The sequence below is a fragment of the Flavobacterium sp. ZT3R18 genome (assembly GCF_007097385.1).
GTDB lineage: Bacteria > Bacteroidota > Bacteroidia > Flavobacteriales > Flavobacteriaceae > Flavobacterium.
The window spans coordinates 126053-139814 of the sequence record NZ_VJZS01000003.1 but is presented as its reverse complement, the minus strand read 5'-3'; the positions used below and the strand labels follow the sequence as shown (position 1 = coordinate 139814).

Genomic DNA, 13762 nt, shown 5'->3' with positions numbered 1-13762 from the left:
TTATAATGATAAATATGAATAAAGATATACAAAAAACGGCTGTTTTGAATAATAATTTGAAAACTAAAAAACTCCTTTTGGGGTTGTTGTTTGATAGTATTGGAATGCTGTCGTTTACGATTCCATATATTGGTGAATTTGCTGATGTTGTTTGGGCACCATTGGCAGGTTTTTTGATGACCAAAATGTACGAAGGCAGAGTAGGGAAGGTAGCAGGTATTTTGACTTTTGTTGAAGAAATAATCCCTTTTACAGATGTCATACCTTCTTTTACGCTAACGTGGATGTACACGTATTGGGTAAAGAGAACTGACAATGGGAAATTCAATAGCAATAGCAATAACAATAGCAATAACAATAACAATAGCAATAACAATTTCAATGGCAAAATGAAAATAGAAAATAGAAAATAGAAAATAGAAAATCAGATAGTCTGAGAATAGTTGTTTTTAGTAGAAAGGAGGTTTAAAAAGCTGAAAACTGAAAACTTTTTATCACTTTTTAAATAAAAATCCCAAGCCCATACTTTTAAGCATTTTTTTCTCGAAAGCCCAAAAGAATTTAAATTGTCCGAAGAGGAACCCTATCGCTACTAATAAAACTTGATAGATCGGGAAAATAAGTAGCAATCGGATAGGGGTAAACCAAAAGCCTAAATCTTCTTTAGTTATCCCCAACCACACACAGAATGGTTTTGACAACCAAGCTGATGCAGATCCTGTTATTGCAAAAACAATAATAATTAGTGTAAGTTGAAAATTGGATGTTAATCCCCAACGCTGTCTTAATCCTCCCATTATTAATTTATCATGAATGCAAATATACTAAGATTGGAACTATTCAGCCCTTAGTAATTAGTAAAAAGTGATTAGCCTTTGGACGTGCCCAAAAATAGGTGTCTTTCATCAATAAAAAATATTTCAGTTGAAGTTTTTTAGTCTAATTGCGAAGGGATGCATCTTATAATAACGATTAAACGCTAATCAGTAAGGACTATTCATGTACAGTTGCTAATGGTTTATTTTTTCTGAAAAAAGTGATCAATCATCTCAAATAATTGGCCTCTATTTATTGGTTTTGAGATATAATCATAAAACCCAGCTTTAAAAATTAACTCTTTATCTTCATTCGTAGAAAAGGCAGTTTGAGCAATTATGGGTAAATCAGGACGTATGGGTTGTATTTTTTTAAGAGCTTCAAAACCATTCATTAGGGGCATTTTTATATCCATTAACACCAAATCAATGTTTGGGTTGCTTAGACAAATATCGACAGCTTCTTGCCCATTCAGGGCGCGAATGATCTTGTAGTTTTTGGCTTTCATTACCTTTTGAAACAGCAAGAAATTAATATTATCATCCTCGGCAATTAGTATGGTTCCTTCTTCTTCGCCTTTGGATAGCGGAATTTGATTAATTGGTTGAACCGTAATTTTTGGGGTTACGATGTATTCTAGCGGAATGATAAAAGAAAATTCAGAACCCTTTCCTAATTTAGATTCTAATGCGATTGTTCCTCCCAGCATTTCTACATATGCCTTAGATATTGCCAGTCCTAATCCGAGTCCGCGAACTTTGATCGATTGATCTCCACCAACTCTTCTAAAACGGTCAAATATGTGTTTTTGATCGCTCTCTTCTATTCCAAATCCAGTATCTTTTACTGTAAATTTTAATTGATTGTTTTTTTTATCTATTTCATAACCAAAGGCAACTGAGCCTTGTTCTGTAAATTTTAGGGCATTGGTTATCAAATTTGTGATTATTTGTTTGAGTTTTACTTCATCCGTTTTTATGGGATGTAAAGCTGGATTTTTGCTTTCTATAATTTTAAAATCTATTTTTTTTGATTTTTTATTAGTGATTTTGATGCTTTCATACAAATCATTTATGCAAGATTCTAGATTTACTGCGGTATAATTGGGTTTTGTTTGATGCGATTCTATTTTTGACATTTCGATAAGGTCATCAATAATTGCAATTAAATTTTTTCCACTTTTGTCAATAGCCGATAAGTATTCTAATTGTTCTTCTTTTTCGACTTCCGTATTCAAGAGCAATTCAGTAAAACCAATTATAGCATTCATAGGTGTTCTAATCTCATGCGATAAATTTGATAAGAAGGAAGATTTTAGCTTGTCACTTTCTTCAGCTTTTAATTTTGCTTTTACCAATTTGTTTTTTTGTCTGGTATTTTCTTCAAAGAGAGAGCCAATATTTTTAAAATTACCTTCAGTATTTTTTAAAATTGCGATAGATTCTTTATCTCCAGTTTCAAGTGCTTTGGTAATTGCGTTCAAAGGGATAGAAACCCATTTTTTGGTGTATATAATACTTAGCATTAGTAGTGCTAAAGCGATAAAGAGTATCGTAAAAAGGCCGTTTAAAATGGTTATGATAAACTTACCAAAAGGTCTTTCAAAATAAACTTGAGAGATAAAATTACCTCGGTTGTCTTTTAAATCGACTTTGTAATGAAGTGTATAATCTCCTATTTCTTTGTTTTTTGGATGATCGAATACCGTTATTGTGGAACGGGTGATTTTTTCAATTTTTTGTTTAAGCGATTGATCAATTTTTCGAGCCAAAATAAAATAACCAGTTGGTTTACTATAGTTTGTGTCGTTAGATTTTGTGATTGTAATACCAAATACTTGAATTATCCCGTCTGATGTTTTTAAATAAAAATGTGTTTTTTTTGATTTTTTTAGTGCAATTAATGCTTCTTTCGGTACGAAGTCGGTTTCTTTTATCTTTGAACCATTGGTATGATTGATGATTTTATTGTCTAAACCATACACCCCAATATAATCGGATTTGTACAGCTTTGGGTTAGCATACATTTCGTTATACCAGTTGGCATCTTTGTTTATAGTGTAATCTGCAAAATCATTCCAATTGGCTTCACTTTCCATAGAAGTGCTAATCTGATTGTACTCAAGTTGCACCATTCTAGAAACTTCATTTTGAAATTGTGTACTATAATCGGATAAAATGCTTTTCTTGATATTATAAGTGTATATCAGAAGAGTTATAACTAATAGTATCGAGAAAACATTGATACCTGCAATTAGTAATATTATTTTGGGGTTCGATTTTTTGGGTTCGATTTTTTCCATTAAAGAAAGAATATGGTTTTTGAAAGAATTTATAACTCTAAATAGCCTTAAAAATGTTTTAGTGAAAAGTAGTTTTTAAGGTCTGTACCAATTATCGTGCCGTAATTTTATGTAAAAAAAATAGTAAGTTAGAAGCCAGATACAGTGATCGTTTGCCATTTTATAATTGAAAAAAAGAAGAAAACAAAGATTTTCTAAAAATAATTTTCAAGGGTTTGTGCGCACAAGGATCCTTTCTTTTTTTTATAAAAAAGACAAAAACCTATATAAAGGTACGGAAAAAAGTAAATACTTGTTAATGAGTGGTGTGTGTAAATAAAAAAAGACATTTACGGGTTTGTAAATGTCTTTTTTTGTAGATTGTTGAGTCATAATTAATTTTATTTTCCAAATAATTTCCCTAGAAGTCCGCTAATTCCTCCGCTGCTTTTTGTCACTGCTAAGGCATCTTGCATATCGAGTTTGCCATCTGTGTTTTGATCCAATCCAAATTGGGTTCCGTATTTTGAAATGGCATCCATAATACCTGCTGATTGTGCGCCTCCACCAGTAATAGCCTCTACCAAATCGGTAATTTGAAAACTGTCATTAGAATCGTTGGTCTTGTTTACAAGTCCTCCCAGTATTTGCGGAATTAGACTTCCTGCAACACCTGCGGCCGCTCTAGTATTCAATCCAAATTTCTCTCCCAAACTTTCAGTAAGCTGTTGCGTGATTTGTTGCACAGCTGGATTCGAGGGTTCTTGGGCATTGTTGCCTTGAAGCAATCCTGCTAGTTTTTCGACACCACCATCAGAAGCCATTTTTTGTAAACTAAAAAATATAGAACTTCCAGCCTCTTCCAGTACAGCCTCATTGTGTTCATTTGGTATTGCATCGTTTTTCACAACAGTTTCTTGACCATATTGCTGTACTAATTGTGTTAATTGCTCAAATATTGGTTTTTGGTTAAAATTAGAAATCAAATTTAATCAAAAAAAAGTGGAGATTTATTAAGCTATGTTAATAAATCTCCACTAAAACAATTAAGGTCAGTGGGTTAGTTTAGTAATCCAATGATTTGTTGTGCTAATTCTGTACCAATTCTATCTTGAGCTTCTTCTGTAGCTGCACCGATATGCGGAGTCAATGAAATTTTTGGGTGCATTAAAATTGTTATTTCTGGTTTTGGCTCGCTTTCAAAAACATCCAATCCTGCAAATAATACTTTTCCGCTATCCAATGCTTTTACAAGTGCAACTTCATCAATTACCCCACCACGAGCGCAGTTTACAATACCTACGCCATCTTTCATAGTTGCTAATGCAGCTTCATCAACGATGTAACCATTTTGAGCAGGAACGTGCAAGGTAATGAAATCAGCTTCTTGAAATAAAGATTCTAATGATTGTGATACAATAGTTGTAGTGATAGATTGACCATCAAAAAATTCAACTTTTACATCTACTTGCGGAATAAAACTATCGGCAGCGATAACTTTCATACCCAAACCAAGTGCCATTTTTGCAGTAGCTTGACCAATACGACCTATACCAACAATACCAAGAGTTTTTCCTCTTAATTCAATACCATTTGCGTATGCTTTTTTCAAACCATCAAAGTTTGAATCTCCTTCTAGCGGCATGTTTCTGTTAGAATCGTGCAAGAAACGAACACCAGAAAATAAGTGCGCAAATACCAATTCAGCAACTGATTCAGAGGAAGAAGCGGGTGTATTAATTACATGAATTCCTTTGCTTTTTGCATAATCAACATCAATATTATCCATACCAACACCACCACGACCAATAATCTTTAATCCTGGGCAAGCATCAATAATATCTTTACGAACTTTGGTAGCACTACGAACCAAAACTACACCTACATTGTTTTCGTTTACAAAATTAGCTACTTGTTCTTGAGCCACTTTTGTAGTTATAACTTCAAATCCAGCTTTTTCTAAAGCTAGAATTCCACTTTTAGAAATTCCGTCGTTTGCTAATACTCTCATTATTTATGTCATTGTGAGGATCAAATTTATCTCATCCTCATAGTTGATTTATTATTTTGTTTTTTGGCGCTATCCTAAAAACTATCGAAACTAATTACTAAATACTTTTCTCAAGATCTTTCATTACATCTACCAATACTTGTACACTTTCTAATGGTAATGCATTGTACATAGAGGCTCTGTAGCCGCCTACAGAACGATGTCCCGGTAATCCGGAGATTCCTGCGGCTTTCCACATAGCATCAAAAGTAGCAGCATGTGCTTCATCATTTAACAAGAAGGTAGCATTCATATTCGAACGATCTTCAACAGCTGCGGCTCCTTTGAATAATGGATTTCTGTCGATTTCTGCATAAAGCAAGGCTGCTTTGGCATTGTTAATTTTTTCGATAGCAGCTATTCCTCCTAGATTTTTTAACCATTGTAAAGTCAATAACGACGCATATACTGGAAAAACGGGTGGAGTATTGTACATACTTTCTGCTTTAATATGTTTAGCATAATCTAACATACTTGGAATGTTACGACCATTTTTGCCTAGAACTTCTTCTTTTATAACCACCAAAGTAGTTCCTGCAGGGCCCATGTTTTTTTGAGCTCCAGCATAGATAATGTCAAATTTAGAAAAATCTAATTCTCTTGAAAAGATGTCAGAACTCATATCACAAACAATAGGCATGTCTAATGATGGGAATTCTTTCATTTGTGTTCCAAAAATGGTGTTGTTACTAGTACAGTGAAAATAATCTGCATCGGCGGGTACTGTATATCCTTTTGGAATATGATTGTAATTCTCCTCTTTTGAAGAAGCTACGATTGCAGTGTTTCCGAAAGATTGTGCTTCTTTTATAGCAGCCGCAGCCCAAGTTCCAGTGTCTAAGTAAGCCGCTTTTCCACCTTCTTTTAGTAAGTTGTAAGGAACCATTAGAAATTCTAAACTTGCTCCTCCTGCTAGAAAAAGAGCTTGGTATCCTTTACCTTCCAATCCTAAAAGTTCAAGAACAATTGCTCTTGCTTCATCCATCACAGTAACGAAATCTTTACTTCGATGCGAGATTTCTAAAAGAGATAATCCTGAGTCGTTAAAATTTAAAATAGCTTGTGCTGACTTTTCGAATACTTCTGGTGGTAAAATACAAGGACCTGCGCTGTAGTTGTGTTTTTTCATGTGTAGTTAATTTTTGCTTGTTTATTAGAACATGGAATCACCATTTCTCGTTATATGGTTATGATTTTTGAATCATGGTGATTTCATGGTGTAGTTGATATCCAAATTTTAAAAATGCAAATTTCGGGAATAGGAGTCGAAAAACGTTAAATTATTCTCGATATTTATAAAGTTTTTCTTTATGTTGTTAACAATAACGTTTTAGTAGTATTCCGAATTTATAAAATAAACACTGTTTTTATGTCATTAAAAATAAATATATTTGTATAAGTAAATGTTTGAAAATAATTCAAAAACATGGGACTTCCAGAAATAAAATACATCACAGAAAAAGAATACCTGACCGCCGAACGATTGGCTACCGAAAAGCACGAGTATTTTCAAGGGAAAATCTTTGCTATGAGTGGGGCTTCTAAAGCGCATAACGAAATTTTCACCAATGCTTTTGGAGAATTAATCATTCGGTTAAAAGGGAAACCTTGCCGCCCTTATGGTAGTGATTTTAGAGTGAATATCCCTAAAAACACACTCTATACCTAACCAGATATTAGTGTTTTTTGTACAGATCCCGAAACCTTGGATCCTGAAAACGATACGGCTACAAATCCTACGGTAATTATTGAGATTCTATCAGCATCGACTCGGAATTACGATCAAGGAGAAAAGTATAATTTGTACCGAGAAATAGACTCTCTAAAAGAATATATTTTGATTGATAGCCAAGTCGTAAAAGTGATAAAACACTCCAAAAACGAGGATGGCAGCTGGTTGCTCGTAGAATACAAATCTATTGAAGATGCTTTTTTTATAAAGTCTATCGCTGTTGAACTTTCTTTGGTTGATCTTTATGAAAATGTAAAATTTGAATAATCTAAAGTTGCATCAAAAACGAAACAGTATCAACATTATCGGCGTAATCCCATAGTTCTGGTTGCTGTGTTTGTCCAAAATCGATGCTGTTTTTTACTAAATTGTTGCTTGTGATGCATTGTATTTGCTCGTTTTCATTTTCTAAACGTTTTTGCAAATCATCTAAATTGTCATAATATTCATAAAACACACTCGAAATAGGAGAACCATAACTCGAATCTTCTTTGATGGTCAAAAATCCATTGTCCAGTAATTTGAAATTACTCATTAAGAAAACGGCTTTGTTGTAATCGTAATTATTGGCATATTTTTCATAATGAATCACATCTTGGTATTTGAAAATACCTTCAAAAAACGGAACAAAGGAATAGTCTTTGGGTACAAAAAGTTTGGATATACTTCTACAACCCAAACCAAAATACCTAAAAATATCTTCGCCCAATGCGGTTAATTGTGCTGTGGTTTCTTCGCCATTCAATACTGCAATTGAGTTTCTGTTTTTTCTAATGATAGAAGGTTTGTCTTTAAAATAGTACTCAAAATAACGGGCAGTATTATTGCTGCCAGTTGCAATTACCGCGTCAAAATTCTCTAATTTCCCTTCTACAAATTCGATTTTGTTGGCAAATTGAGGTTCAAAGGCAATAAGGTAATTGGCCATAAAAGGCAAGAGATGTTGGTCGTTTGAAGAGGTTTTTATCAAAACAGTATGTCCTGTTATTAATACCGACAAGAAATCATGAAAACCAACAAGGGGAATATTACCCGCAAGGATTAATGCCACCTTTTTAGGTTTTACTTCGCTAAAATCATATTTAGAAAGCCATTGGTCCAAGTTCTCTTTGGTCAAGGCTTTGGCCCAAGATTGAATAGAAAAAAAGACTTGTTCTGGAGTGAACCAGCCGTTGTGAGATTGAGAAAGTTGAATTAAATCCGTGAATTTTTCAAAAAACAAATCATTACCAAACACAGTTTCTTTCTTGATGCAATTCCCTTCGTTAAATTGGCTTAAGAATTTTCCTAATTCAGTAAATGCAATTTTTTTTGTTTCTAATGTCATAATGTTTGTTTATGAAATGTTTTGATTGTAATTTTGCACAAAAATAAGCTATATAAAGTTATAGACAAAAGATAATAAGAGTTATGGATGATAGATTCTCCTAGCAGGCAGAATCTAAAATCTAAAATCATAAATCTAAAATTAAAAAGAATGGCAATTATAATAACCGACGAATGTATTAATTGTGGCGCTTGTGAACCAGAATGCCCAAATACGGCAATATACGAAGGAGCTGACGATTGGAGATATAAAGATGGAACAAAACTAAAAGGAAAAGTAATTTTACCTGATGGTACAGAAGTTGATTCTGATGAGGCACAAACACCAATTTCTGATGATGTGTATTACATTGTTCCAGGTAAATGTACTGAATGTAAAGGGTTTCACGATGAGCCTCAATGTGCGGCTGTGTGTCCTGTAGATTGTTGTATTCCAGATGATAATCATGTTGAAGATGAAGAGACGCTGTTGAATAGACAAGCTTTTCTACACAATGAATAATATTTAGGTTCCTGTTAGAATTATAAAACCTGTGTCTTTACGCAGGTTTTTTTATATATGTATGATGCGTTTTTAGGTACTTTTCTCTCTTCTTTAGAAATGATAGTGTTTAATTGATTTTTTTTTCTATTTTTAAATAATTATTTTAGGAATTTATCATTTGTATTTAATTAATTATGAAAAAAATCCTTGTTTTACTTCTGTTTGTTTTATGTTTTAATGTTTTTTCGCAAACTAATGAAAGAACATTAGTACTATTGGACAGTGATTCTAATCTGCCAATAGAAGATGCCGTGGTATTAGTTTTAAAAACAAAACAAGTTTTAATGTCTAATAGTGAAGGAAAGGTTGTTTTTGAACTAAAAGGAGGTTCAAATGTAAAAGTGATGCATACCTCTTATTTGCCAGTTACTATAAAATGGGCTTCGTTAAAACAAACAGAAAATAGTATCTATTTAAAGAGTAAAATAACTACTCTTGATGATATTGTTGTGACAAAACAACACCCTCAAGAAATAATTAAAGAATTAGTTGAAAATTCGATTAAAAAGCTAGATGTACCCGCTAGGTTGAAGGTCTATTCAAGAGAGTTTTTTAAATTGAATGGGATTTATGCTTATTTTAATGACGGACTCATAAATTTTCAATTGTATAAAGATCAAAAAAAAGTAAAATCGACTTTATTAGTAGAACAAAATCGATCTTTTGGTTTAATAGATGACGAAATTAGTTCAGATCTTTTAGGGTATAATTTAAATGTAATGATGGAGAAATATTACGTTTTTACAGCTTTAAGACCATTATTAGATGTGAAATCAAAAAAGAAATTTACTTTTATTGTTAAGGTGTCTCCATTAAATGAGGCATATAATGAAATAATAGCAATTCCTATAGAAGGTTCAAATGAGTTGTTGGATGATTTTAAAATTGTTTATGACGTTAAAAGAAAATTAATTATTGAGATAAATGCGGAAGTTTCTCCTAGTTCATTGGCCGAAGTTAAAAAAGAAATGGGGAAAGGCTCAAAAAATATAATTAGATCTGTGTTTAAAACCAATTACAGAGTTGATTTAAATAACTATTATTTAGTTAGTTCAAAAGAAGAGATTAATTATGAAGTTGATTTAGGGAATGAGATAAAAAATATAGAAGTGCTAAATAATTTAGTGACAACAAACTTTAATATCCAAAGTTACACCTATAAAGAAAGTGATGTTTTTAAGGACAGAACTCTTTTTAATATAAAAAATTCTATATTGACAGATTATTGGAATGTTTCAGGACTAACTCCTACTGCCAAAGAATTAGAGGTAATAAATAAAGTGATAAATAAATTATAGACTCTTCTTTTTAGCCATGATTACATAAGTGTCATAAGCGTATGTTTTGCGGTCTATAGTCTTGATGATTTCAAAATTGTTGAGATATAGAAAAAGTTGAATCTCATTTAATGTAAAAACCCGAACTGTAGAAAAATCATTCGTAATAATTTCTTTTTGACCATTCACTATAGTGTAATATTGCGCAGTCCATTCGAGCATGAAATTTTCGAGTAAAGTGGTATTCCAGTGGCTTTCCCGGATGTAGTTTATTTTTTCATAAGTAGCTTGGTGTATAATGGTTTTGTTTTTCTTTATAAAAGGAATAAACCTATTGGCATCTATGAAATCAAAAATAATTACGCCTTGAGGATTCAAATTTTTGTAAAGTGAGTCAAAAGTGTTATTGATGTCTTCATTGCTAATGAGGTAACTAGTAGATCTTCCCGTGATTATAATGACGTCAACCGGATTTTTTAGTTCAAAACTGCGCATGTCTCCATGTATAAAGACGCTGTTTTTGTTTCTTTCTTGAGCAATGGCTATCATACTTAGACTGTAATCAAGCCCTATGTACTCTTGATTGTTTTCTCGAAAACGTTTGGCTAGATTTCCAGTTCCGCTTCCTATTTCCAGAATAGTATTACAATTGTTTTCTTGAATTAAGTGATTGTAAAATTCATATTCCTCATCATAATCAATGAAGGATTGGTACATGGCATCAAAAATAGCTGCCATTTTCCCGTCGTATAAATTTGCCATGGTATAATTATTGGTACATATAAATTTATGAAATTAAATAAAAAAAAAGGCTATCAAAAGATAGCCTTTTTATAATTATTCAAAAATTGAATTAGAATTTATAGTTTAAAGATAAATTCATCATTGTTCCCAATTGACTGAAATGAGAACCATCATAAGTCATTTGAGAATAACGACCATTGAAGGTTAAATCATTGATTTGGTTTTTTAATGTTACAGGGTTGTTCATAACTGCTTCAGCTCCAGCAGAACCGTCTGACTTTAATTTCCATTCTGGGAGTACATTAAACAAGTTGTTTACATTTAAAGCTAAGCTAATTTTATCAGTAGCTCTATAAGAAATACCTAAATCAGTAACTATTTTTGTTAAGAACTCAACAGTAAGGTTTTTGTCATATAAATCAGCATTTTTGAATTTTGCTGGACCAAAAACGGTATTGTTTAGTGAAAATGTGAATTTGCTTATTTCGAAGTCTGCTCCAAGAATAACTTTGAACTCTGGACGAGAAGTAAGTAATAATGCTTCTGAAGTTTTACCAAATACAGATTGACCAACAGCTTCTACACTTGCAATGTTACGAACATCTCCATCTAAAGCATTCTCAATAGTATAGTTTCCAGAAAGGTTTATGGCTAATTTACCAGGTCCTAATTCTATATTTCTATAATTAGCGACAAGATCTAAACCAGATGTTTTAGTGTCAATTGCATTTGTAAAGAATGATTGGATGTTACCAGGACTAAATGTGATTTTATCTCCTAAAACGATACGGTCTTTAACGCTAATGTAATAATAATCTAAAGTAGCACTAAAGTTTTTACTTGGTTTAATTCCAGCTCCAACAGTGTAGTTGGTTGAGCTTTCTGCTTTTAAATTTGGAACTCCTCTTAATCTAGCAGCAGATGAAACGTTATTTATAATTCCTTCTAGCTGAATTCCCCCCCCACCAAATGAGGATTGAACTTTTTGAGTATAAATTTGGTGTAAAGTAGGTGCTCTAAATCCTGTAGATACAGAACCTCTTAATGTAACTTTGTCATCCAAGAATTTATATCTTGAACTCAATTTCCATACTGTTTTATTTCCAAAATCACTATAATCTTCATAACGTACTGTTCCTTCAAATAGTAAATCTTTTGTTACGTCCAATGAACCACTAAGGTAAAAACCAATGTTATAACGGTTAAATTTACCAGTGTTTTCTGGCATATTACCTTGATAAGAATCTGCACCTAATCCAATATAAGAAGCTTCGTCTCCTTCTCTAACTTCAAATGTTTCTGTTCTAAATTCAGAACCTAATGCAATGCTGAAATTATCAAAAACTTTTTTGTTGATGTCGATGTTACCTACATAATGTGTAAAACCTACACCACCTGGGTTAAAGCTAATTGGGCCACTATAGACGTTTGGGTTAGGAGCGTAAATAAAGTTTCCTAGGTTGTCTTTAGAGCGGTTGTGAGAATTTGAAATGGTGTAGTTTTGTTGGTTTCCACCAGTTGTGAAACTCGCATCTGCATTCCAGCCGTCTTTTTCAAATTTATAGCCTATAGTTGCATTGTAGTCATTTAATTCTCCTTCAAAAGTTGGCACGTAACCTTGGTAAGAAGCCAATGTACCATTTCCGAATAAAGATGGTAAGTAAGGGTAATCAGTAGCAGTTCTCCAATATGGAGTTCTGTAATTGGCAAATGAATTTACTTTTTTGTAAACATAGGCTGCATTGTAATATAGTTGTGTGTGATCGTTGATGTCTTTGCCACCATTGATAAGGAATTTTGCAGCTGCAGTTTCTGGAGCTCCGTTGATATTTCCTGCATCAGGATTTTTTGCTAAAAAGTTTTTAATATCTGTTAAAGTGTTTACTCCAGCAGTAGTTCCTCCCCAGTAATTAAATTCTCCATCAGCATCTACTGTACCAGGACGATTTGACATTTCTGTTTTAGAGAAGTCTAAAGTGTAATTTACAAATCCATTATCGCCAACAGTTGTTCCATTGTTAATGGTTAGACCAAACATTTCTCCATCACCTTCACTTGTAACACCAGTTCTAAGAGTGGCTGAACCAGCATTATTACTCTTTTTTAAGATGATATTCATTACCCCTGCAATAGCGTCAGAACCGTATTGAGCAGACGCACCATCTCTTAGGATTTCTACTCTTTCGATGGCGTCTGTAGGAATGGCAGAAATATCTGCTCCCGTTTCACCTCGTCCTGGAGACGTTTGTACATAAACTAAGGCGCTTAAGTTTTTACGCTTTCCGTTAATAAGGATTAAGGTTCTGCTTGGTCCCATATTTCTTATTTCGTAGGGATCAAGCAATGAAGTCGCATCGTTTACAGGTGTGTTTACCGTGTTAAATGATGGGATTCTGTACTGTAATGCTTTATCGAAAGAGGCTTGTCCAGTAGAGGTTAAGTCTTTTGCGGATAATACATCAATTGGTAAGGCCGAAGTAGTGTTGGTTCTTGCTGCTGTTCTGGAACCTGTAACAATAACTTCGTTTAGATTTTGACCGCCTTCTTCGGACAGGGAAACATTAATTACTGAGTTGTCAGCTACACGTGTAATACTGTTGTAACCAACATAACTAAAAATTAATGAAGATCCTTCTTGTACGGATATTTTATACGATCCATTCATATCGGTAGAAACACCGTTTGAGGTTCCTTTTTCTACAATGTTAACGCCTGGTAAAGCGTTTCCAGTGTTGTCTTTTACGATTCCTGATATTTCTTTTTGCGCCAGCATAAACGTGGCGTTGAGTAAAAAGAATAATAATGTGATTTTTTTCATAATTTGTGAATTGATTGGTTATTGGTTTTGTTTGTGTTCAAATATAACAAAATTTTAACATCATAAAATAATAATGTTAAAAAATATCTAAATTTTGTTGAAGTATTTTTTTTTGTAAATATTTTACTTCCTTGCTTGTATAGGAGGTATGAATATTCAATTTATAGTGATGGT

General features: G+C 32.9%; 11 protein-coding genes and 1 pseudogene. 4 read left to right on the top strand and 8 right to left on the bottom strand.

Annotated features, from left to right (window positions below; genetic code table 11):
• The first annotated feature begins 14 nt into the window (after window positions 1–14).
• Complete coding sequence (locus FNW52_RS05065) at window positions 15–413, top strand: hypothetical protein (protein ID WP_370511563.1); 399 nt, start codon at window positions 15–17, stop codon at window positions 411–413.
• Between the two features lie 81 nt (window positions 414–494).
• Here FNW52_RS05065 and FNW52_RS05060 read toward each other — a convergent pair whose 3' ends face one another.
• From FNW52_RS05060 to serC, 5 genes are all read right to left on the bottom strand, one after another.
• Window positions 495–797 (bottom strand): DUF6787 family protein, encoded by a 303-nt coding sequence (locus FNW52_RS05060; protein WP_143376380.1) that lies wholly within the window; start codon window positions 795–797, stop codon window positions 495–497.
• A gap of 221 nt (window positions 798–1018) precedes the next feature.
• Window positions 1019–3118 carry an ATP-binding protein gene (locus FNW52_RS05055; RefSeq protein WP_143376379.1) on the bottom strand — a complete coding sequence of 700 codons (2100 nt, stop codon included), beginning with the start codon at window positions 3116–3118 and terminating at the stop codon, window positions 1019–1021.
• Window positions 3119–3498: 380 nt separating this feature from the next.
• Complete coding sequence (locus FNW52_RS05050) at window positions 3499–4083, bottom strand: DUF937 domain-containing protein (protein ID WP_255515495.1); 585 nt, start codon at window positions 4081–4083, stop codon at window positions 3499–3501.
• Between the two features lie 74 nt (window positions 4084–4157).
• Window positions 4158–5108, bottom strand: coding sequence for a D-2-hydroxyacid dehydrogenase (locus FNW52_RS05045; protein WP_143376378.1), 951 nt, complete (start codon window positions 5106–5108; stop codon window positions 4158–4160).
• A 97-nt stretch (window positions 5109–5205) separates the two neighbouring features.
• Complete coding sequence (serC, locus tag FNW52_RS05040; RefSeq protein WP_143376377.1) at window positions 5206–6276, bottom strand: 3-phosphoserine/phosphohydroxythreonine transaminase; 1071 nt, start codon at window positions 6274–6276, stop codon at window positions 5206–5208.
• 297 nt (window positions 6277–6573) lie between these two features.
• Between serC and FNW52_RS21075 the strand changes: the two are divergent.
• Window positions 6574–7146 (top strand): annotated as a pseudogene (locus FNW52_RS21075) (Uma2 family endonuclease).
• A 1-nt stretch (window position 7147) separates the two neighbouring features.
• Here the strand turns inward: FNW52_RS21075 and FNW52_RS05025 are convergent.
• A complete protein-coding gene (locus FNW52_RS05025; RefSeq protein ID WP_143376374.1) occupies window positions 7148–8206 on the bottom strand; it encodes an acyl-CoA reductase in 1059 nt (352 codons plus the stop codon).
• 150 nt (window positions 8207–8356) lie between these two features.
• Between FNW52_RS05025 and FNW52_RS05020 the strand changes: the two genes are divergently transcribed.
• Window positions 8357–8707 carry a 4Fe-4S dicluster domain-containing protein gene (locus tag FNW52_RS05020; protein WP_143376373.1) on the top strand — a complete coding sequence of 117 codons (351 nt, stop codon included), beginning with the start codon at window positions 8357–8359 and terminating at the stop codon, window positions 8705–8707.
• A 176-nt stretch (window positions 8708–8883) separates the two neighbouring features.
• Window positions 8884–10047: a hypothetical protein gene (locus FNW52_RS05015; RefSeq protein WP_143376372.1), complete on the top strand. Its 1164-nt coding sequence runs from the start codon at window positions 8884–8886 to the stop codon at window positions 10045–10047.
• Here the strand turns inward: FNW52_RS05015 and FNW52_RS05010 are convergent.
• Window positions 10042–10788 carry a class I SAM-dependent methyltransferase gene (locus tag FNW52_RS05010; protein ID WP_143376371.1) on the bottom strand — a complete coding sequence of 249 codons (747 nt, stop codon included), beginning with the start codon at window positions 10786–10788 and terminating at the stop codon, window positions 10042–10044. The two genes, FNW52_RS05015 and FNW52_RS05010, sit on opposite strands and share 6 nt — an antisense overlap.
• A gap of 91 nt (window positions 10789–10879) precedes the next feature.
• Window positions 10880–13588, bottom strand: coding sequence for a TonB-dependent receptor (locus FNW52_RS05005; RefSeq protein WP_143376370.1), 2709 nt, complete (start codon window positions 13586–13588; stop codon window positions 10880–10882).
• Window positions 13589–13762: the final 174 nt, after the last annotated feature.